The sequence below is a fragment of the Paenibacillus piri genome (assembly GCF_004354045.1).
Lineage (GTDB): Bacteria > Bacillota > Bacilli > Paenibacillales > NBRC-103111 > Paenibacillus_S > Paenibacillus_S piri.
The window spans coordinates 974,721-997,207 of the sequence record NZ_SMRT01000001.1; the positions used below are offsets into that span (position 1 = coordinate 974,721).

A 22,487-nucleotide genomic window follows, 5' to 3' on the forward strand; every position below is an offset into this window, starting at 1 on the left:
TTAATTGGGCGACCGCCGATTCGAATGCTGAAGCGTTCGCGAGTCTTCGGCACTACGGTTAACCGCAGCTTCAAAAATATTGAAACTGAATGACCGGGTTCGGGCTCCGCCTAAGCAGATATTACTTCTGTCTAAAACAATGTTAGCTTTGTACATTTTCATGATGGGGGTCGCTTTGAAATAATAGAGCTGTACAGCTTAACCATAAAGGAGGCTCTATTCGAACATGTCAACTTCATTGCGGTTCAGACAGGTCCATTTGGATTTTCACACAAGCCCGGACATTCCCGGCATCGGGGCCGAATTCGATGCGGATCAGTTTGCCGCGACGCTGGAAGCGGCGAGGGTCGATTCGATTACCTGCTTCGCCCGCTGCCACCACGGCATGCTGTATTACGATTCTGCATTGAATCCGGAGCGCATTCATCCCGATCTGAAAAACAGGCATTTGCTGAAGGAGCAGATCGAAGCCTGCCATAAGCGCAACATTCGCGTTCCGATCTATATCACTGTGCAATGGGATCACTATACGGCCGAGCAGCATCCGGAGTGGATCGGCTTGGACGAGCAGGGCTGCCCGATCGGCACGCCGGTTTATGAAGCGGGCTTTTATCGCCATCTGTGCGTCAATACGCCTTACCGCGAATTTCTGAAGCAGCATACGAAGGAAGTACTCGATACGTTTGAGGTGGACGGCCTTTTCTTCGATATTGTCAAAACAGTTGAATGCTCTTGTAAATATTGCCGTGACGGCATGGCGGCGGCGGGACTTGATCCGACCCGTGCTTCGGACAGAATGAGCTACGCGACGGCAATGATGGACGACTTCAAGCTGGAGCTCTCCGCCTTTGTCAGACAGTATAATGAGGAATGCACCATTTTTTATAATAAAGGCCATGTCGGCGTTGCGGATAAACCGGCGGCGGCCGGATTCAGCCATTGGGAGCTGGAATCGCTGCCGAGCGGCGGCTGGGGCTACATGCACTTTCCGCTGGCCGTACGCTATGCGCGCAACCTGGGACTGGACAGCCTCGGCATGACGGGCAAGTTCCATACATCGTGGGGCGACTTTCATTCCTTTAAAAATCAGGCGGCGCTCGAGTTCGAATGCTTCAATATGCTGTCGCTGAACGCCAAGTGCAGCATCGGAGACCAGCTTGACCCGAACGGTCGCATTTCGGCCCCGGTCTATGAGCTCATCGGCGCCGTATACAGCCAGGTGGAGAAAAAGGAGCCTTGGTGCGCACAAGCGAAGGCTGTAACCGATATCGGCGTGTTGACGCCCGAGGAGTTCAGCGAAAAAGAGCTGCGGATGCCTCCGGCCTCGATCGGCGTCGCCCGCATGCTGCAGGAAAGCGCACACCAGTTCGACATTATTGATAGTGAAAGCGATTTCTCCCGTTACAAGGTCGTTATTTTGCCCGACCGCATCCCGGTCTCGCAAGCGCTGGCGGCCAAGCTGGACGCTTATACGGCCGGCGGCGGCGCCGTCATTGCCTCGTTCGAATCCGGCTTGGACAAGCAGGGCGGCGAAGTCGCCTGGAGCCGGCTCGGCATCCGGCTGAAAGCCGATCAGACGCGCGATGCGGACGGTCAATTGGTACGGGGAAAGGCGTATGCCCGAGGCGATTACGTCGACTATATTTTGCCGCAGGGAACGATCGGCGCAGGCTTGCCGCAGACCGAGCACGCGATGTATTTGAAGGGCGTCGAGGTCGAAGCGCAGCCGGGCAGCGAGCTGCTGGCGCCGGTGATCAAGTCGTACTTCAACCGGTCGTACAAGCATTTTTGCTCCCACCGCCAATCGCCGTCATCCGGCGCGGCCGATTATGCGGGAGTCGTCAAGAACGGCAGCGTCATCTATTTTGCTCATCCGATCTTCACCCAATATCAGCAAAATGCGCCGCGCTGGTGCAAGCAGCTGTTTTTGAACGCACTGGCTATGCTGCTGCCGGAGCCGCTGCTCCGGCATGAAGGGCCGAGCACCGTGCTGGCAACGTTGAACGAACAGCCTGGCGAGAACCGCTGGGTCGCGCATCTGCTTCATTATATTCCGGAGCGCCGAAGCGCCGATATCGACATTATTGAGGATGTTATTCCGCTGTACGATCTGAAGATTAGCGTCAAGGCGGCGGCCGATGTCAAATCGGTCGTCTGTGTGCCGGAGCGGCAGCCGCTTCCTTACACAAGCGTCGACGGCCGCATCGAGTTTACGCTGCCGAAGCTGCAAGGCCATCAAATGATCGCTATCCAATATTAGCAGGCATAGAGAAAATCGCCTTCTTTACAACCGAAAGAGGCTGTCCCATAAGGGTATCGACCGGTGATACAGTCCCAGAAAATATGCAAAGCCGCCTCCACACCACTATATAAGTGGGGATGGAAGCGGCTTTTTACATGAAAATACATATTAGAGTGGGGGGATGAAAATCCAATAATGACCTTTGGGACAGCCTCTTTTCTTATAATATCAGAATTTATATATTTTCAGCGGAGCTGAAGCTTTCTATCATTTCAAGAAAATCTACATTTAAATCGCGGTCGCTCATCCTGGATAGGCCTCGATAAAGGTTTTCTTATGACCGGGCTGCCCAGAGCGGCACGTCTCTCTTGGGCGGCATTTTAATGGATATCTTTCTTTTTGAACCGTCCGCCTTTAACGTCATGAATATTGCCTATGGCTAGAAAAGCGCGGGGGTCCAGCTCATCTACAATCGATTTCAGCTTCGCTTCCTCCAGACGGGTAATGACGCTGAATATAACCTTTTTATCGTCGCCCGTAAAGGCTCCCTCTCCGTTCAAATAAGTGACGCCGCGGCCCAGCCGGTGCGTGATCGCATCGCCGATTTTGACGAATTCATCACTGATGATCCATACCGACTTGGATTGATCCAGGCCTTCTATTGTTATGTCTATCATTTTAAAAGCGATAAAATAGGCAATCAGAGAATACATCGCACGATCCCAGCCGAACACGAACCCTGCGCTGCCGAGGATGAACAGGTTGAAGAACATGACAATCTCGCCTACGGAAAATGCCGATTTTTTGCTGAATAAAATCGCTACGATCTCGGTTCCGTCCAAAGACCCTCCCGAGCGGATAACAAGTCCGACGCCGATCCCGAGAATAATACCCCCGAATACGGCAGCCAGCAGCGGGTCGATCGTAATCGGCTTGACCGGATGAAGCAGCGTCGTCCCGAGTGACATGACAACGACCGAAAACAATGTGGAGACGGCGAACGTTTTACCGATCTGCTTGTAGCCCATCAATAAAAAGGGTAGGTTCAGAACGACCAGGAACACACCGAGCGGAACATGAAACAAGTGTGAAAAAATGATAGAAATACCGACAATTCCGCCGTCAATAATATTGTTAGGCACAAGGAAAATTTCCAAACCTACCGAAAACAGAGCCGATCCGACCACCATAAAAAAGGCGCGGCGCAAAAATTTGGCAAGTGTCAGCTTCTGATGCTGAGAGGCCGGTTCACTTTGAATAGTTGCATTAGACATGTAAGGTTCCCTCTTTTCTAATTCTCATTCATAAACTTGGATTGTGATAAATCGAATGAGAGCATTACTACGAAAACCGAGGTGAACTTGAGCGGAGCCAACAAAAATCGTCGTAATAGCTCGGGAACCTTGGAATGCAAAAAGATGATAAATAATATCAATAAGGACAATCCGAACCATTTCTCAGTCTCCTGCTCGTTCCGGGGCCATGTTGGCTTATGCAGATTAACGGCCTGTTTGGAAGGTACCGTCTCCAGATGCATGGCCGTAAACGAATTGGCAGGCTGATTCAATACGGTATCCTCATACGGCAGCTGCTGAGATATAGGAGGCGTCAACGGAAAAATGAAAAAGCCGACGATCAACCAGACAAAAATAACCCAAAAACGGTTTCGTGCAGAACGATGCACCAGGATGCCTCCAATCACGACTAAACCTAAGGAATTGCTTGAATTGTAGCACTTTCGCATAAGGTGAGTCAAACTGGCGTAATGCTGGAAACAGGCCAAAATTTCAGGTTATTTTAAGCTAGCCCGTCCATAATGGTCTATATTAACCATCTCTATTGTGACCGGGTCCACCGGTTTCTATCCCGTACGATCATCATAGAATCTACTTCAGGAAAGGGTGTTTCCCAATTGAATACATCTTTGGCAAACCGCAAATGGATGTTTGTCTCATTGATTTTACTCATTATTTTGATCGCCTATGCCGTAGTATATCCCCCTATCGCCAAAAGCAGCGAAGCGGTGGCCAAGGTGAACGGAACGACCATCAGCAAAGATCAGCTGGTAAAAACGGCACTGGCCGGCACCGGTCAGCAAACCGTACAGCGCATGATCGAGCAGGAGCTGATCCGGCAGGAAGCCGACAAAGCGGGCATTCAGATTCAGGATGCGGATATTGAAAAGGAGATCGGCAAGCTCAAACAAAATTTCCCTTCCGACAATGAATTTAACCAGGCGCTGGAAGCGAACGGCTTGACGTTGGACGGCATCAAGGAGGAAATGAAGCCGCAGGTCATGATGAACAAGCTTCTGGAAAAAGAAGTGACCGTGACCGACGATGAAATTAAGCAGTATTACGATAAAAACCTGGATTCGTTGAAAACGCAGGAGCAGGTCAAAGCTTCGCATATATTAGTAGCGACTAAAGAAGAAGCCGACGCCATATTGGCCGATTTGAAAAAAGGCGCCGATTTTGCGAAAACCGCTCAGGAGAAATCGCAGGATACCGGCACGAATTCTAAAGGCGGCGATCTCGATTTCATTAGCCGCGGCGTGATGGAGTCGTCGTTCGAAACGGCCGCTTTTGCTTTGAAGCCGGGTGAAATCAGCGATGTGGTGCAGACGAGCAACGGCTTTCATATTATTAAGGTAACGGATCATAAAGATGCCGCTACGCCGACGTTGGACGAAAAGAAAACGGAAATCCACGATATACTGGCCGATGAAAAAGTGCAGACTATGTCGGCCGCATGGCTGCAGCAAAAAAAATCGGAAGCGAAAATCGAAGATTATTCGGCTTCCGTGCTGAAGTAAGAAGGAACGACACAGCAGACCCTTGAGTCAAATTGACTTGGAGGGTCTATTTTTTTTATGATACGGTCGTTTGTAGGACGGCGATGTTTCCTGAAAATTTGCTGAAAAAACGCTGAAAGTCGTTGTTTGTACTTGCATGACTCTGGAGCTAAAATAGGCGGAAAACAGCGCAGCTTCAGCCCTTTTCCGCATTCAGCGTTCTTTCAGCCGGTCATCAAGGCCAATTCAGATATGCCGCTCATAATGGAGCCATAAGTAAAAAGCTCTGGATCATGCGGCAGCTCGGCGATTATTTCATTACAGGCTGCGTTTACGGCAGGGGCTGCTGCAGGCGGGACATAGCTTCAGTGTATGGGGAAGCCCCGCGCGAAGCTTGATCCGTGTTTGATCGGAATTAACGATTCGTGGAAGGAGCAGCAAAAGATCGGAACTTTGGCGTTATCCGAAGGAGCTGAATCTACATACAGCCGGCCGGAGTCATGATGTTTTCCCAGAACACGACGGAGTATGAGGCGATCTTCATTACAATAGAAGGAAGCATTCAACATTGCGGGAATAACCGGACCCGCGGTACAAATTGGAAGCAAGCAATTGGAAATTGAGCTGGGGAGGCATCAAGTTTCATGAAGATGAAAAAAGGACTTATTGCGGTTGTAGCGGCGGTAGTCGTATGCGGCGGCGGCACTTATTTGTATCTGAATCAGGGCATGTTTCAAACGAAGAAGCAAACGGCGGTTCAGGAAACAACGGTTACAGCCAAAAAGGGCAACATCCGCTCCGTTATTTCCGGCACCGCCCAGCTCGAGCCTGAGGAGCAGCAAACGATTGTCGCGCCCAAGGAAGGCATGATCAAAACGATCAACCTGACGCGCAATCAGACGGTCAAAAAGGGAGACCTGCTGCTTGAAATTTCGGACTCCACGCTGGAGGAAAGGCTGGACCAGGCCAAGCTGACGCTGAGTCAGTATCAATCGGATATGCAGGATCTGCAGGCGCAATCGGCGGCATTGCGGACGGTGGCGCCGGCCAGCGGGAAGCTGATATTGGCGTCCAACATCAGCGAAGGCGCATCCGTGTCCAAAACGACGAAAATCGCGACTATCGCCGATACCGGTACATTGACGGCAACCTTGCCGTTCTTGCAGGAGGAAGCGGCGCAAATTCATGAAGGAGACAGCGTTCAACTGACGATCGACGGATATATGCTGACCAAATCCGGTGCCGTCAGCTCGGTGTCTCAATCGGTGAAATCCGATGCGACAGGCAACCGGCTGCTCGACGTGGCGATACGGATCGACAATGACGGAACGATGGATGCGGGGCAGACGGTGAAAGGATCGGTTATGGCCGGAGGCGTTAAAATCGAATCCAAGGGGCAGGCGACGCTGCAGTACAAATCGTCGGTCACCGTTTTGGCCGGGGTGGCAGGCACTCTGGAACAGCTGGCCATCAAAGAAAATCAAATGGTCAATAAAGGCGATCTGATCGATACGATCGTCAGCGATACGCTGAAAAAAGATATAACCAATAAGCAAAACCAGATCGATCAATCGGTCAAGAGCATTAAAGATTTGGAAGATCAGCTTGAAAAGCTGAAAGTTACCGCTCCTTTTGACGGCGTATTCTCCACAGATTTCGTCGATCAGAAAAAAAATGTGCTGACCGCCTATCCGGTCGGCACCACGATCGCGAGCAGTGTCCAGCTGGGTGCGGTTGCGAATCTCGACACGCTGCAGCTGCCGATTAAGGTCGACGAGCTTGATCTGCCAAAGGTCAAAGTCGGGCAAAAGGCGGAAGTAAAGGTGGATGCGCTGCCGGGTAAAACGTTCACCGGCGAGGTGACGCAGGTGTCGACCGTCGGGACGGTTACGAACGGCGTTACCTTCTATACGGCGGTCGTTTCTTTGAAAAATGCGTCCGAGCTGAAATATACGATGACAGCGACGGCCGATATTTTAATCCAGGACAAAAAAGATGTAATCGTACTTCCGGTTGAAGCGGTCAAGCAGCGGAACGGCAAACGGATCGTCTCCCTGAAAAAGGAGGACGGTACGATCGAAGCCGAGCATGAGGTGAAAATCGGCGCCAACAGCAGCACGATGATCGAAATTACCGAAGGCTTGAAAGAAGGCGATCAGGTTGTCGTCCAAGCGGCAGGTTCGCAGAGAAAGCTATCCGATCAGGAGATCAACCAATTGAGAAACCAGTTCCAGCAAGGAGCGCGCAACGGCGGTCAAAGCGGCGGACAAGGCAACAACCGTGGAGGCGCTGGCTCCCCTGCAGGCGGAGGCGGCTTCCCTGGAGGAGGGCGGTGATAGCATGAGCATGATCGAACTCAAAGATATTAAAAAATCGTATTCCCGCGGCGTCGAAGAACTGATGATATTGAAAGGCGTATCCCTTTCTATCGCTCAAGGCGAATTCGTGGCGATTGTCGGGCCGAGCGGCTCGGGTAAATCAACGCTTATGAACACCATCGGTCTGCTCGACGTTCCGACTTCCGGTACGTATATGCTCGACGGAGTCGCTACGGAGAACATGAAGGACGATGATCTGGCGACATTGAGAAACCGGAAAATCGGCTTTATATTCCAGCAGTTCAATTTGCTGCCGCGGCTGACCGCGATTGAAAATGTGGAGCTGCCGATGATATATTACGGCACCTCGAAGAAGGAGCGCAGGGAGCGGTCGCAGCGAATGCTGGAAATGCTCGGGATGGGCGAACGTTCCCATCATAAGCCGAGCGAGCTGTCGGGGGGCCAGCAGCAGCGTGTGGCGATCGCCCGCGCTTTGGCCATCGGCCCGTCGCTGCTGCTGGCGGATGAGCCGACAGGAGCGCTTGACTCCAAAACCGGTCAAGAGGTGCTGGAGCTGATGCTTCACTTGAATGAGATCGGCAATACGATCGTGCTGATCACCCATGATCTGCACATTGCCGAAAATGCGAAAAGAATCGTGACGATAAGAGACGGATTAATTGTGAGCGACACGCTGAACGGATCGCCGCCGCAGCATTCGCCCGAGTCTGAACCGGCGGGGGCGACAATATGAGAATGACGGAACTGCTTCAGATGGCGCTCAAAACAGTTGGCGCCAACTGGATGCGTACTCTATTGACGATGCTCGGCGTCATTATAGGCGTCAGCTCGGTCGTCACGCTGGTTGCCATCGGGAAAGGGACATCCGCCCAGATTGCGCAGCAATACGAAAATATGGGGACGAATCTGCTGGTCATCAATGTGCTCAATCAAGGCCGGGCTACGCAGCTCGAATACAACGATATCAAAATGTTCGAGCAGTTTCCGGAAATCGCCGCGATAGCGCCGACGGTGTCCTCCAGCCTGAATATTAAGTACGATACGACACAGGAGTCGTACAACGTGCTGGGCTCCGACAATCGTTATATGACGATCCTGAAAGCGTCGCTTAGCGAAGGCCGGTTTATTACCGAGGCGGATCTGGATTTACGGACGAATGTGGCGGTGCTCGGTACTACCGTGGCCCAGGAGCTGTTCGGACGAACCGATCCTCTCAACAAGCAAATCAACATTAACGGCTTCCAATTTACGGTTGTCGGTTTGATGAAGCCCAAGGGCTCCACGCTTGGCAGCGTCTCGGCGGACGACTCCGTTATCGTGCCGCTTACTACGGCGCAGCGGCAGCTGAGTCTCGGAACGATCAGGACGACATATATCGAGGCAACGACGAAAGACGATATAACTACGGCACAGAACACGCTGACATCTTTTCTGACTTATAAATTCAAAAGCTCCAACGGCTTTCGCTTTATGAACCAGGATCAGCTGCTGTCGGCGAGCACGGAAGCGTCGAACACTTTGACGAGCCAACTGGTCAGCGTCGCGTGCATATCGCTTTTGGTCGGCGGCATCGGGATCATGAACATCATGCTCGTAACGGTAAGCGAGCGGACACGGGAAATCGGCATCCGCAAATCGATCGGCGCCAAACGGCGCAATATACTGCTGCAGTTTTTATTCGAGGCGGTCGTCATCAGCGGCTTGGGCGGGCTGATTGGGCTTGTTCTGGGAATCGGGCTCGCGAAGGCTTGGCCGTATTTCAACCCGAAGCAAATGACGGTCATTTCATTCGATATCAGCATGTACGCATTTTTATTTTCCGTTCTTGTCGGCGTCGTGTTCGGTTTGTATCCCGCCAATAAGGCGTCGAAGCTCCGGCCGATCGATGCGTTGAGAACGGACTGACGATTGAAACATGCTTACGAAGTATGTTTTCTACGAAGACAAGGTTTATGCTTACGAAGAAACTTTGCTAAAGCAAAGTCAGCTAATGCTTACGAAGTAAGTTTTCTACCGAAAACTTTTAGGAGGGTACACCCATGATAAAACAATTGCGCGAAGCGGCTTCCTCACGAATCGTGCGAATCGCGGCCATTCTTTTCACAGCGTTATGCGTAGCGTTCTCGGTATGGGGGCCCGCCATCTCATACGCGGGCAAAGAAGGCGTATTTGTCAACAACGCCGTTTACTTTACCTTGGAGGAAGTGGCGTTGTCCAAAGGCGCGGACAATCAAACGATGCAGTTTCAATTGAAGCTGAACAACGACGGCGACGCCGCCATCGACTTCAATTATTTCGGAGCGCGAGTGACGAGCTCTGCCGGCGGCAGCTACTACGCGCAATTAAGCAAGCAGGCGGACGCGCGGGTTGCCGGGCACTCGGCGGCGAGCTATTATTTCGTCTCGACCGTACCGGGCGGATTGGACGCTTCACAGCTGCATGTCACGATATTCGAGCGGAGCGGCTCCGCGATGCGCGATCTCGGCGCGTTATCCGTAGCGAACGCTCAGTCCGTAGCGCAGCAGGACAATAAGCTGCTGATCAAATTATCGGACGTCGACACAGCTACGGCTGCGAATGCATTCGTTTCGTTCCAGGCGCTTAAGGCGGTCGCGCTTCCCCAGGACGGCAAGTGGACCGTCCAGGTGGACGCTGCCGTTACAGCTGCCGGGACCGACGCGATAACATTGCCGTCCGGATTGAAATATTTGCTGCATGACGGCAGCGGCACCACATTGGCATTGACGGCCAACGCCGTAGAAGGCGCTTCGATCGGAGCGGGGCAAACGAAGCATGTTCTGCTGACCGCGACTGCCGATTCGCTGCCTTCGACGGATGCGATGATACTGGACCTGGCCCGCGACAGCGCAGGGACCTCATCGCTCGGCAAGTTGTCGCTGGCTCCGCTGTTCCAGCTGTCCAAGACAGGCGAACGCGTATCTTACACGCTTCATGGATATGAGGGCGTAACATTGGAGCTGCAAAAGGCGGAAGAGCAGCAGCTTTCCAACAAGAAGGGAGCTCTCTTGACGGCTGTGCTTCATAATGACGGCAAGAGCACGATCAAGTCGCCCTCCTTGGAAGGCACTTTAATTTCGAAGGATGACAAGCTGTCGGTTGCCGCCAGCACGGTATCCGTTCCCGAAACGTATATCGCCCCCGGCGATGCGGGCATTTACAGGTTCGCAGCTCAACTGCCTGACGGCACAGCCACAGGAAAGCTGCAGTTGATCATAGCGGAGGAGCTGAACGGTTCCCAGACAAGCACCGGTTCTTCTTCCCAGACTTCGAAGTCAAACACGTCATCCGGCAGCACCGCTTCTTCGAACTCGAACAGCGCATCGTCGGCGGGCAGTGCGAATGGCGGCAGCGGTGTGAACGCAAACGGCAGCTCATCCGCTTCAGGCAGCACACCGTCATCAAGCGGTGCGGCACCGGCTTCCGGGACAGGTACGGGTACGGGCACATCCGGCTCCGGCAGCTCGTCGGGCGCCGGGACCTCATCCAATACAGCCGCCGGAGCATCGGCAAGCTCGACAGCGAGTGCGGTTCCGGTACTGGCCGTTGCTTTACAGGATGGACTTGCCGCCGCGTCGGATTTTAACAGCATTCCTCTGTATACGCCGGGGCAATCCCTTGTATTCGGTGCCGGCAGCAGCCAGTTGATCGATCCGAACCTGGATGTTTCCATCGTGGAGATGGACGGTCACACGAACGCGGAAAACGGCTACCGGACGGTCGTCGCCAAATTTAAGTTTTTGAACAAAAGCACGGAAACGTTAAAGCTGCCGAGCTTCGATACAACGCTCACCGATTCGGCGGGCACGTCGTATCCGGGAGCGCGTCAAACAACTTCGCTGCAGGAGCTGATTCCGAACGCAGCTTATGTGTACAGCTATTCTTACATGCTTCCTCCGTCTGCGACGGATGCGTTTAAGCTGAGCATTCTGGATGCGACCAGCGGTTCGAGCGTTAAAGTGCCGATCGGCGAATATAAGGTAACGGTCAACAATACGGGCGAGCAGGACCCGCATGCCGTCGATAAGGAGCTTGATCTGTATCCGTTCCATATCAAGATGGATGCGTGGACGCTGAATGCGCAGTATAACGGCGGCACGTACACCTATAAGCTGAAAGCAAATATCGATATCCAAAAAGTCGAGCAGGTCATTGTGGACGATTCGTTCTCCACGCTTGAGCTGGAAGTGGTGGATGCGGCGAACCGCGTATTGGGCAGCACGACGCAGAAGCTTCAAGGCACAGGCAAGCTGATCAGCGGCCTGCAGACGATCAATTTCCCGAATATTGCTTCGGAGCAGCTGGAGTATCCGGTCACGGTCCGGATTTATGAAAATATTACGACTTCCACCGGCACGGCCAGACGTCTTCTCGCAACTTTAACGCAGTAACCGGCTCATTTGAATAGCGGAAAGGCTCTTGATGCAGAATGAATGCACAAGGGCCTTTTTGCCAGTGACGGTATGGATCTTCAGCCAACGTTCAGCATGTTCTAAAGCAACGTTCAGTTTACGTTCAGGATGAATTCAGGCAAGGCGCATATGATGGTATTAAAAAGCGGTGCCCGGCAAGGCGCATACCGCTGCAAACGGAGATATGAAAAAGGTTGGATAAACCCGTATAATAGACAATAGAAGATTGTTTAAAGGGGGTAGCGAGCGTGCAGCAATTAAAAGGAATCAAAATTTTGCTTGTGGACGATGAACCGAATATCATTCAATTTCTGGAGCTCGGCTTGCAAAACGAAGGCTTCGAGGTGCAGACGGCGAACGATGGCATGACTGCGATCAGCCTGATGAAACGATTTCAGCCGCATGTTGCCATCCTTGACGTCATGATGCCGGGGATGGACGGCTTCGAAGTGTGCCGCATGCTCAAAAAAACGGAAAACGTGGCCGTCATCATGCTGACCGCCAAGGACGAGGTGGATGACAGAGTAAAGGGGCTTACGCTGGGCGCCGACGATTACATGAGTAAACCGTTCAGCTTTGAAGAGCTGCTTGCCCGCATTTACGCCAGAGTCCGCAATCAGTTTCCGAACCTGTTCGGCGAGGTGGTGATCGGACCGTTTCACATCGATGACCGCCGCAAAGAAATCAAGATGGATAACCGGGTGCTGGAGCTGTCGCCGACCGAATACGAGCTGCTTAAATTTCTGGTGGTCAACCACGGTCTGGTGCTGAGCAAAACGGTTATTTTGGATAAGGTATGGGGCTATGATTTCGGCGGGGAAGAAAATATTGTCGAGGTGTATATCCGCGCCTTGCGGGATAAGCTGAACGACAAAAACCATCAAATCATTCGTACCCTTAGAGGGCTTGGATACCGGGTCGATCTGTCATGAAACCCGGGAAGCGGAACCGTTCCTGGTTCGCAACACTGTTCGCCCCCAACTCGCTGCGCGTTCAGCTGCTGTCGAGAACGCTCATCATTCTCGCCTGCCTGCTCGTGCTTATCGGTATTTTTCAGTATGTATTCATGCGGGAAAACGTGTATAAAAATAAAGCGAGCAGCATCGAAAGCCAGATCTTGACGGTCCCTCCGAACGCTTGGCAGTTGCTTGCCGCAAATGCGGCGAACGAGAATAATGCAGCAGGCTCGCAGGCGGGACAAGGAACAAGCGCGGGGAATGAGACCCGCGGCGAAAACCGCAGCGGCGGCAATGCCAGCGGCAGCGATAGCCGGAACGATTCGCCGCGCAATGAAGCCCGCGGCGATGCCAAGAGCGGCAGCGGGAACGACGCCAAAAATGAAGCTAAAAACGACACCAAAAACGATGTCAAAAGCGACGCCAAAAACGAGTCCAAGAGCGATGGACGAAGTGCGCAAAGGACAGACGGCCGTTTCGAGCGCAATGGAGTTTTCCGGCCTCCGTTTTTTTTTATACCTGATTCCAGCATGGCTTATATCGATTTAAAAGGAAATTTTGCCGTCCTCTCGAACGGGCCGGGCAACATAGCCCCTCTGCAGCTCGATGAGGCGGAGTACGAGAGCTTGCTGGACACCAGGAAGAAAAAGCATTATTTTGTCATCAATGCGGAGGGAGAAGAGCAGCTTCTGGTCCTGCAGCTTGTTGGTACGGGCCCGCGGCAAACGATCGGCGTCGTACAGGTGAGCACGCCTACAGCTCCGCTCAGGGAACTGATTCTTCGCCAGCAGTTGACCTTTATATTTCTGTCGCTGGTTGCGTTGCTGATCGGATTGCTGGGCTTTTTACCGGTTATTCGGAAAACGCTGATCCCTCTGTCGAACATGGTCAAAACCGTAGAGCAAATCAACTCGGGCAATCTTGCGACCCGTCTTCCCGAAAGCCAGGGGCAGATGGAAATCGACCGGCTGTCCGAATCGTTCAACGGAATGCTGATGCGGCTGGAGGAGTCGTTTGAGGCGGAAAAAGAAACGAAAGAGCAAATGCGTCAATTTATTGCCGACGCTTCCCATGAGCTTCGTACGCCGCTGACGTCGATACGCGGATTTCTCGAGGTGCTGCTCCGCGGCGCGGCCGGCAACCCCGACCAGCTTCGCAAAGCGTTGACCAGTATGCATGGCGAATCGGAACGGCTGAACAAATTGGTGCATGATCTGCTCGTGCTGGCCAAGCTCGACAAAACGCCGCATACCCAGCTTACTGACGGGATGCTGGATTCGGTCATCCGGGAAATGGAGCCGCAGCTGCGTATTTTGGCGGGCAGCCGGCAGCTTACACTCCGGGTTGAGCCGAATACGAGCTGTAATTTTGAAGCGGATAAAATGAAGCAGGTTATTTTAAATTTATTTCATAATGCGGTGCAGCATACGGACCCGGACAAAGGACATATCGAGATTTCGTTAACCGGATATCCGCACGGGATTGAGTTGGAGATAAAAGATAACGGCCCGGGAATCAGCGAGCAGCATTTGCCGCATGTGTTCGACCGGTTTTATAGGAGCGATTCCTCGCGCACGCGCAAATACGGCGGAGCCGGGCTCGGTTTATCGATTACGAAATCGATCGTCGAGCTGCATGGAGGCTCGGTCGAGGTGGAAAGCCGCGAAGGGGAAGGCTGTATCTTTACCGTAAGGTTGCCACGGCCGTAGGGGAGAAGCCAGGTATACGTCAAACGACGGATAGAAATGAAAGATTCGCGTTCGGATATGGCGATGAGAGGCATCCGCGCAGGTAAACGGCAAACAGCCGGCCTGCATGGATGCTTTTTTTGCGACGGCTGCTTCCAAATTTCAATTGACATGTATACAAGGATACAAGTATATTTTTATTAGCGGCAGCGGACCGGATCGGACACGATGATTGATTTCGGCGCCTTGAGGCAAGCATGCCTGTGTCGGAGGTTAACATTCCGGCACCGGAGGTCAATGGTTCCCGCGGCAGCGGATAAAAGCATGGCAATAACGGTTGGAGGAGAAAATCCGATGAGAATGGTGTTCCGATGGTATGGAGAGGGGAACGATACGGTTACGCTTCCGCAAATCAGGCAAATTCCGGGCGTTGAGGGCATCGTCTGGGCGCTTCACGATCTGCCTGCGGGCGATGTATGGCCGTTGGAACGAATTTTGGAGGTCAAGCGACAGGCGGATTCGTACGGCTTCCACATCGAAGTAGTCGAGAGCGTCAATATCCACGAAGATATTAAGCTGGGCCTGCCTGCGAGGGATCTGTACATCGACAACTATAAAAGGACGATCGACAATTTGGCGAAGGTTGGCGTGAAGGTCATTTGCTATAACTTTATGCCCGTGTTCGACTGGATTCGAACGGACTTGTTCAAGGAGCTGGAGGACGGCTCGACGGCGCTTTTTTACGAAAAAGCGAAGGTGGACGATATGGACCCGATGGAGCTGGTAGGCAAAATTGCCGCCAATCCCGAGTTTACGATGCCGGGCTGGGAGCCGGAGCGGCTCAAGCGGCTGTCGCAGCTTTTTGAAGCCTACAAGCATGTAACGGAACAACATTTGTGGGATAACCTGCGATATTTTCTGGAGCGCATTATTCCAGTCGCCGAACTCAACGGCATTAAAATGGCCATTCATCCGGACGATCCGCCATGGTCGATTTTCGGGCTGCCGAGAATCGTGACTAACCAAGCGAATATTCGCAGGCTGCTGAAGCTGGTCGACAGTCCGTACAACGGGGTAACGCTGTGCAGCGGGTCGCTCGGCGTCAATCCGGACAATGATTTGCCGGCTATGGTGAGAGAGTTTGCGGATAGAATTCCGTTTGCCCATATCCGCAACGTGCGGCTGTACGAGAATGGCGATTTTATTGAAACCTCGCACCGGGCCAGCGATGGCACCGTAGATATTTGCGGGATAGTGAAGGCCTATCACGATACGGGCTTCACAGGCTATGCCCGTCCGGATCACGGCCGCCATATATGGAACGAGGAATGCAGGCCGGGCTATGGCCTATACGACCGGGCGCTCGGCATTATGTACTTGTGGGGCGTCTGGGATTCGCTGCAAAACAATCGGCGGGAGGCGGCAAGATGATCACGATCAACGATAATTTAAAAGGAAAAGTAGCCGTCATCACCGGAGGCAGCGGCGTGCTGTGCTCGGCGATGGCGCGGGAGCTCGGCCGGCATGGGGTGAAGGTCGCGGTTTTGAACAGGACCTTTGAGAAAGGCGCTCAGGTCGCCGATGCCATTAACGCCGATGGCGGGGAGGCGATAGCGGTAGCCTGCGACGTGCTGAACGTGGAGAGCGTGAAGGCTGCGGAACAGGAAGTTGCAGCGAAACTCGGCGTTTGCGACATATTGATCAATGGCGCAGGCGGCAACCATCCGAAGGGAAGCACGACCCATGAAACGTTCAAATTCGAAGATTTGACGAATAAGGAAGTAACGACGTTTTTCGATTTGAGCGAAGAAGGATTTGCATACGTCTTTAATTTGAACTTCTTGGGAACGCTCATTCCGACACAGGTGTTCTCGCGAAATATGGTCGACCGTCCGGGTGCCGTCATTATCAACATGTCATCCATGAGCGCGCCCAGCCCGATGACCAAGGTTCCGGCCTACAGCGCCGCCAAAGCGGCAATCGAAAACTTTACGCAGTGGCTGGCCGTTCATATGGCGGATGCGGGAATCCGCGTGAACGCGATTGCCCCCGGTTTTTTCCTGACCGAGCAAAACCGCCGGCTGCTGACGAACGAGGACGGGTCGTTGACCGAGCGGTCGAATAAAATATTGACGCACACTCCGATGCGGCGATTCGGCAAGCCGGACGACCTGCTCGGTACGCTGCTGTGGCTGGCGGACGATAACATGTCCGGCTTCGTAACGGGCATAACGGTTCCGGTCGACGGCGGATTTATGGCTTACTCGGGCGTATAGGCAGGCATACAGCCGAGCCGGAAATTAAGCAGGGACTGTCACAAAGGGAATCGACTTGTGAGACAGTCCCCCCTAAAAAAATGTAAAGCCGCCTTCTACACCACTCTAAAAGTGGGGATGAAAGCGGCTTTTTACATGCAAATTCATATCGGAGCGCGGGGTTGAAAATCCGAAAATGATATTAGGGTTGCCCCTAGCTATATTGTGCCGCCTACAGGCTGCAGCAGTGATGCGCGCGCAGCAGACTGCCTTCCTTCGCCTGCGTATGCCGCGCCGCATCCAAGGTCGGCTTGCCGCCGACAAGCACATGCGAGATCCCGTCGGGAAACTGTCGCGGCTCTTCGAATGTGGCGTGATCCTGAATGGTATCGGGATCGAACACCGTTATATCGGCCGCATAGCCGGGCACCAGCAATCCGCGTTTGCCCAGCTTAAAGCGCTGTACGGGGAACGACGTGAGCTTGCGGACAGCTTGCTCCAGCGTGAGTACCTTCTCATCCCGCACATATTTGGCAAACACGCGCGGGAATGTTCCGTACAGCCGCGGATGAGGTTTGCCGGTATCGCAGGCAAGGCTGTCGGAGGCGATTAACGAGCGCTCGTAGCCGACGACCTGCTTCACGTCCGCATCCGCCATATGAAAGTAAACGATGGAGATGCGGCCCTCTTCCTCCAGCAGCAGGTCCAGCATGCAGTCCACCGGATGCATGCCCCGCAGCTCGCTGATTTCCGCGATATGCTTGCCCTCCAGCTGCCGGTTGGCCTCGGAATGGACTGCGGAGACGGTGACGCTCTGCCAGCCGGTCGAGCAGACGAGATTGTCCCAATCATCCTGCTCGCTGTCCAATTCTTCTTTGATGCGCTTGCGCAGTCCGGCATCGTTGAACCGCTCCAGAGCGCTCCGGATTCCGCCTTCGAGCGACCATGGAGGCAATACGGTCGTTAGCGCCGTCGATCCCGCGGAGTAAGGATAGACGTCGCAGGTCACGTCGAGTCCGCGCGCCCGGGCATCCTCAATGTATTCCATCGCCTCCAGCACCTTCCCCCAATTGCGTTTGCCGGCGGCTTTCAGATGGCTGATGTGCAGCGAGACGCCGGCCGTTTCGGCGATCCAGATCACTTCGCGGACGGACGGCAGCAGGTTGTTGCCCTCGCCGCGGATATGCGTCGACAGCAGCCCATTATAACGGGGCAGCACCGAGCAGAGCTCGGCAATTTCCTCTTTGGAGGTATAGCTGCCGGGAGCGTACAACAGGCCGATGGACAGGCCGATGGCACCTGCCCTCAGCCCTTCCTCCAGCAGCAGCTTCATCGTTTCCAGCTCCTGCACAGTGGCGGGCCGTTTGGCGAAGCCCATGACGGCGATGCGCAGCGCGCCATGGGCTACATAGGTAGCGATATTCTCGGACAAGCTTGCCCGTTCCAGAGCGTCCATATATTCGGCTACCGTCTCCCATGGCCATGCCCAGCCGGTTTTGCCGAGCACGGGCTCGGTATATACCTGCAGCATCTCTCCATGCTGCCGGGTGTACGGCGCAGGGGCAAGGCCGCAGTTGCCGACAACCTCGGTCGTGACTCCTTGGCTGATTTTTATTTCGCTGAGCGGATGATTGAAAATCATCAGATCGGAATGGCAGTGGCCGTCGATAAATCCGGGCGCAATCACCTGCCGGTGCGCGTCGATCGTCCGGCGCGCCTCCTGATCGAGGCGGCCGACAGCCGCAATGAGGCCGTCCTTGATCCCGATGTCGCCCGGAAACCACGGATTTCCGGTGCCGTCCGCAATGCGGCCGTTTTTCAGGATGAGATCGAGCATTCGGTGTTCACTCCTTTGCCAATACGGCCGATATTATCCGATTACGACTTTACTCGGGTTAAGACCCCCACCTCTAAGGTGGGCCTTGAATCAGGTGGGGTAGAGTCCCCATCTGATTCCCCGATGTTCAGCAAAGCTGAACGAGTTCACTCCAGCTTGCCGCGGCCGAGCACGGTCATGGGCTCGTAAGCGTCGCCGCGCCGGAACAGCACCTGATTATGCAGATTGACCGTGCTGCATATATGATTCGGGATAATGCGCAGCCGGTCGCCGACCTGCGGATTCGCGAGCTGCGATTGGGGGCCGAGACGGATCATCCCATGCTCCTCGGACAGCCGCTCCAGGACGGCGTCCTCAAGGCCTTCGATATAGCCGAAGCCCTGCAGCAGCAGCGGCTCCGTGTTCGGCTGCACATCGGTGGCGAACGTCTTGCTGCCGCCGTCGATGACGGCCAGGTCGGCCGACGGCCGGCTCACGACCGTGGCCCATACGCGGCCTGCGCAGTCGTCAAGGCCGCATACGCCGAAACGGGCCTGCATCCGGTCGTTGAACACATACGTTCCCGGCCGGATTTCGGTGACGCCTTCCACGGCTGCCGCATAAGCGCCCGTCGGCGTCGAACCGACGCTCACATCGGCGACCGGGATGCCCTGCTCCCGCAGCCGCTCGGCCATGCCGGCCATAATGCGTCCTTCCTCCTCGCCGGCCGTCTGCAAATCGAGCGTCGCCTTATGCTGATAAACGGCGCCGCGGAATGTATAAATGCCGGTAAGGCGCAGCTCCTTCATGCCGTGAATCTGCGCGGCCAATGCCGGCGCCTGCTCGAACAAGACGCCGGACCGGCGAAGGCCGGTATCGATTTCGAGCCTTACTTCAAGCACGTGCCCGTGCCGTCCGGCAATCTCCGCCAATCGTTGCGCCCCCTCAAAGCTGTCAACGCCGACAATGAGCCGTATGCGCCGGCTCAAGCTTAAGGCGCGTTCAATCTTGGACGGACTGACAAGCGGAAAAGCAATGAAAATATCCGTGATGCCATGCTCGGCCATAACTTCGGCTTCGGACACTTTGGCTACCGTGATGCCCGCAGCTCCGGCTTCCAGCTGCCGGTGCGCAATCCATGGCATTTTATGCGTCTTGGTATGGGGCCGCAGCTTGACCTTGCGGCAGCTGGCGGCTTCCGCCATGCGGACGATATTCCGCTCCATCGTATCCGTATCGATCACGATACATGGCGTTTCAATGTCGGCGGCTTGCAGCGGCTTGCTGTTGTTCGTCATGTTCTCCTCATTCCTTTCCTCGAAGCGGATGGCTTAGCGATTTGCTTTAAAGTTTAACTTGTTAACGGTTTCAACCAAATAGTAACATAACGGGGAGCAAGTTTTAATCATTATTTGCTTGCGGTGCCGGGCTACTTGTACAATCGTGTACAAAGCGGTAGCATGTTAATAAACGGGATCTCGGGTTCGCAGCGTGATGCATGGGGTCCGGGGTCCGGCCAACCGCTGTGCGCCGCAGCGTGCGTCAGGCAGATAAGCGTGAACAAGCGGATACGTTTTTTCGTGGCGGTGCCGGTCAAAACAAATAGGGGAATGGGGCTGGGCAAGTATGGTTAAGGAAATATTGGACGAGCAGTATGCGGACGATCACGAAAAGCAGAGGATCGATTTTTTCGTTCCCGACGCACCTCGCGGAGAGGTCGCACTGCTGTTTATTCACGGCGGCGGTTGGGAAAAGGGCGGCAAGGAGCAGTGGCATGCCGTCGCGAAGCATTTCGCGAATCTCGGCTATATGTCCGCGTCCGCAGGCTACCGGTTGACGGATTCGGCCGTCTATCCGGCTCAGCCCGAAGATACGGAGGCTGCGCTTCTGTACATGAAGCGCCAGTCGGCCCGGTTCGGCTTCAATCCGCAGCGGGTGCTTGCGATCGGGTCGTCGGCAGGCGGATATTTGGCGGCCATGCTGGCGATTGCAGCGAGGAATGAGGGAGCGCGCACGCAAGGCGCAATTTTGTATTGTCCGGTTACGGATTTGTTGGCAGGCGGCGATTTTATTCGCAAGTTTATGGGCTGCCCGCCGGAAGGCAACGAGCGGCTATACAGGGAAGCATCCCCGCTATGCAGGATTACCGGCGCGGAACCGCCGTTTCTGATTCTGCAGGGAGATGCGGACAAGACGACGCCGCTTCAACAGGCGGAGGCGTTTCACGGCGCGCTGCTTAAGGCCGGGGCGAATTCCGAGCTGGAAGTGCTCGAAGGCGTCGGTCACGGGTTCGGCTATGGCACCGAGACGGCTGCCCAAGCACAGGCAATCCGGCGGATGGAAGCTTATTTGCAAGTGCGATTTCCGGGCCAGGCATAAGAGACCGGGGACAAGGGCGAGCCTGCGTTTTCTTGTTCTGCGGGTAACCGATGACTCTTCACCGGGAGCTCCCCGAAAGAAAGATCAAGAGCCGCTTATACTCTTGACGAAACCCGGTGAACACGGGTTGGCGGAATCGGCTTCGAAGCAGTGTGTCACTTTTGAGGGCTCTTCATCGGGGCTCACCCAAAAGTTTTGTTCCGTCTGCCCGATCAAAGGGTCAAGCCATACCCGGGCAGCTTCGCTCTCATGAACGAGGCTGCCCGTTATCCTTGGCTGCGTCATGATGAGGGGATGTTAGTAGCTGTCATGGAGCCGAGGGGGACTCCAAGTCATTCCATCTTTGCTGCGCAAGGCGGACTTCATGCCAAAACTGTTCCAATTCCTTCTTCGCTACCTCCCGGACAAACGCGATGTCTTCGCCAATCAGATCCGGCGACCATTTCCGGCCCAGATGGGCATGCACAACCTCATCCGCCCAATCGTAATCCTGAAATTGGGTCATTAACGGATGCTTCGCTTCATCGCGGCAAAATTCGTACTCGCCGACTTTACCGGGCCGCTTCATGGCGCCCTCTTCGATGCCGATGGATAACCAGGCATACTGCGCGCCGGGAATTTTCGGCGCATTAACGTCATAATCGGAGGTGTATTGGGGCCGGCTCATCCAATCCAATCCTTCCGCTTCCAGAGCGGCCTGACCGAACATGGCATGGCGAACCTCGTCCCATAAATGACGGGCCAAATCTTTGTAAAATTCCCACGGCATGTTTTTTTGCGAGAAAAGGACACCGGCGATCAATTCCGCTGCGGTCATTTCCTCCTGCCTGACGCGCATTTTAGCGTACAAGCTTTTTAAAACCGGATCGTCGGGAGGGTTTGCCACGCTTGTTCGGGCCCAAGTCGCCGGCCCCATTTTTCTCGGGTCGCGAACGGATTGCAGCGGGAGCTTATAGGTTTCATGGGAACGCCATCGGACAGGCAAGCTCGTTGATTTTTGCTGCAGACCGTCGATATCTCCCGCAATGCCAAGGAATTCCGTCAGCTTGGCAGCAAATGGATCGGCATCCTCAATGCTAAATCCATTATTTTCCAATTCGTAGATCATTTGCTTGCCCCATGCAATTTGTCCCTCCAGGTCCAATATAAGCGTGCGCAAAATACGGATCGTCGGCTGATCCACGATTTGCTGTGTAGCGGCAATATGCTTCTTATACACTCGGAGCATCGCGGGTTTAATGACCTTATAAATACCGGCGGTAAGCTCCAAATCGCTGCGGGCTTGAATCAGCTCCTCCATAAGCAGGGAGAGAGCGGCGTCAGGCTCGTGATTCAGAACGGCCGGAGACGTACGCAGTTCCGTAATCCGTTTCCGCAGCAGATCGGCGGCTTCCGCATCCTCATAGAGATGCCTGGCAAGCGCTGCCTTCAAATTCCAATCCTCTCTGGCGGGCAGATGGCCTGCGGCGATGCGCAGCAAGCTCTCATGGATATAACGGTACCGCTGCAAAACCTTTGCGTTTTTTTCGACCCCGTATTGTCCAAGGGCATAAGGATTTTGTATTCCGGCAAAAATCAACATCAGGAA

16 protein-coding genes are annotated in these 22,487 nt (G+C 54.2%); 11 read left to right on the forward strand and 5 right to left on the reverse strand.

Going from position 1 to position 22,487, the window contains the following annotated elements; genetic code table 11:
* Nucleotides 1–226 precede the first annotated feature (226 nt).
* Nucleotides 227–2,260 carry an alpha-amylase family protein gene (locus E1757_RS04095; protein WP_133225517.1) on the forward strand — a complete coding sequence of 678 codons (2,034 nt, stop codon included), beginning with the start codon at nt 227–229 and terminating at the stop codon, nt 2,258–2,260.
* 362 nt (nt 2,261–2,622) lie between these two features.
* Here the strand turns inward: E1757_RS04095 and E1757_RS04100 are convergent, their stop codons facing one another.
* Nucleotides 2,623–3,516 carry a YitT family protein gene (locus E1757_RS04100; RefSeq protein ID WP_133225518.1) on the reverse strand — a complete coding sequence of 298 codons (894 nt, stop codon included), beginning with the start codon at nt 3,514–3,516 and terminating at the stop codon, nt 2,623–2,625.
* Nucleotides 3,517–3,533: 17 nt separating this feature from the next.
* Nucleotides 3,534–3,926, reverse strand: a complete 393-nt coding sequence (locus E1757_RS04105; RefSeq protein ID WP_133225519.1) for a hypothetical protein — start codon at nt 3,924–3,926, stop codon at nt 3,534–3,536.
* Between the two features lie 228 nt (nt 3,927–4,154).
* Here E1757_RS04105 and E1757_RS04110 point away from each other — a divergent pair, with 228 nt between their 5' ends.
* From E1757_RS04110 to E1757_RS04150, 9 genes are all read left to right on the forward strand, one after another.
* Entirely contained in the window at nt 4,155–5,057 is a 903-nt protein-coding gene (locus tag E1757_RS04110) for a peptidylprolyl isomerase (RefSeq protein WP_165971944.1), read from the forward strand.
* Nucleotides 5,058–5,680: 623 nt separating this feature from the next.
* Nucleotides 5,681–7,372 carry an efflux RND transporter periplasmic adaptor subunit gene (locus tag E1757_RS04115; RefSeq protein WP_133225521.1) on the forward strand — a complete coding sequence of 564 codons (1,692 nt, stop codon included), beginning with the start codon at nt 5,681–5,683 and terminating at the stop codon, nt 7,370–7,372.
* A gap of 4 nt (nt 7,373–7,376) precedes the next feature.
* A complete protein-coding gene (locus E1757_RS04120; protein ID WP_133225522.1) occupies nt 7,377–8,108 on the forward strand; it encodes an ABC transporter ATP-binding protein in 732 nt (243 codons plus the stop codon).
* Complete coding sequence (locus E1757_RS04125; RefSeq protein ID WP_133225523.1) at nt 8,105–9,280, forward strand: ABC transporter permease; 1,176 nt, start codon at nt 8,105–8,107, stop codon at nt 9,278–9,280. The genes E1757_RS04120 and E1757_RS04125 overlap by 4 nt, the downstream gene beginning before the upstream one ends.
* A 134-nt stretch (nt 9,281–9,414) precedes the next feature.
* Nucleotides 9,415–11,784: a hypothetical protein gene (locus E1757_RS04130; protein ID WP_133225524.1), complete on the forward strand. Its 2,370-nt coding sequence runs from the start codon at nt 9,415–9,417 to the stop codon at nt 11,782–11,784.
* Nucleotides 11,785–12,053: 269 nt separating this feature from the next.
* Entirely contained in the window at nt 12,054–12,737 is a 684-nt protein-coding gene (locus tag E1757_RS04135) for a response regulator transcription factor (RefSeq protein ID WP_133225525.1), read from the forward strand.
* A complete protein-coding gene (locus E1757_RS04140) occupies nt 12,734–14,470 on the forward strand; it encodes a sensor histidine kinase (protein WP_246079001.1) in 1,737 nt (578 codons plus the stop codon). Before E1757_RS04135 ends, E1757_RS04140 begins: the two co-directional genes overlap by 4 nt.
* Nucleotides 14,471–14,803: 333 nt before the next feature.
* Nucleotides 14,804–15,880 (forward strand): mannonate dehydratase, encoded by a 1,077-nt coding sequence (uxuA, locus tag E1757_RS04145; protein WP_133225526.1) that lies wholly within the window; start codon nt 14,804–14,806, stop codon nt 15,878–15,880.
* Nucleotides 15,877–16,725: an SDR family oxidoreductase gene (locus E1757_RS04150; RefSeq protein WP_133225527.1), complete on the forward strand. Its 849-nt coding sequence runs from the start codon at nt 15,877–15,879 to the stop codon at nt 16,723–16,725. The genes uxuA and E1757_RS04150 overlap by 4 nt, the downstream gene beginning before the upstream one ends.
* 211 nt (nt 16,726–16,936) lie before the next feature.
* Here E1757_RS04150 and E1757_RS04155 read toward each other — a convergent pair whose 3' ends face one another.
* Nucleotides 16,937–18,541: an N-acyl-D-amino-acid deacylase family protein gene (locus E1757_RS04155; protein ID WP_133225528.1), complete on the reverse strand. Its 1,605-nt coding sequence runs from the start codon at nt 18,539–18,541 to the stop codon at nt 16,937–16,939.
* 146 nt (nt 18,542–18,687) lie between these two features.
* Entirely contained in the window at nt 18,688–19,818 is a 1,131-nt protein-coding gene (locus tag E1757_RS04160; protein WP_133225529.1) for an alanine racemase, read from the reverse strand.
* 328 nt (nt 19,819–20,146) lie between these two features.
* Here E1757_RS04160 and E1757_RS04165 point away from each other — a divergent pair, with 328 nt between their 5' ends.
* Nucleotides 20,147–20,899, forward strand: a complete 753-nt coding sequence (locus tag E1757_RS04165; protein WP_133225530.1) for an alpha/beta hydrolase — start codon at nt 20,147–20,149, stop codon at nt 20,897–20,899.
* Between the two features lie 307 nt (nt 20,900–21,206).
* Here the strand turns inward: E1757_RS04165 and E1757_RS04170 are convergent, their stop codons facing one another.
* Nucleotides 21,207–22,481 carry a hypothetical protein gene (locus E1757_RS04170; RefSeq protein WP_133225531.1) on the reverse strand — a complete coding sequence of 425 codons (1,275 nt, stop codon included), beginning with the start codon at nt 22,479–22,481 and terminating at the stop codon, nt 21,207–21,209.
* Nucleotides 22,482–22,487 lie beyond the last annotated feature (6 nt).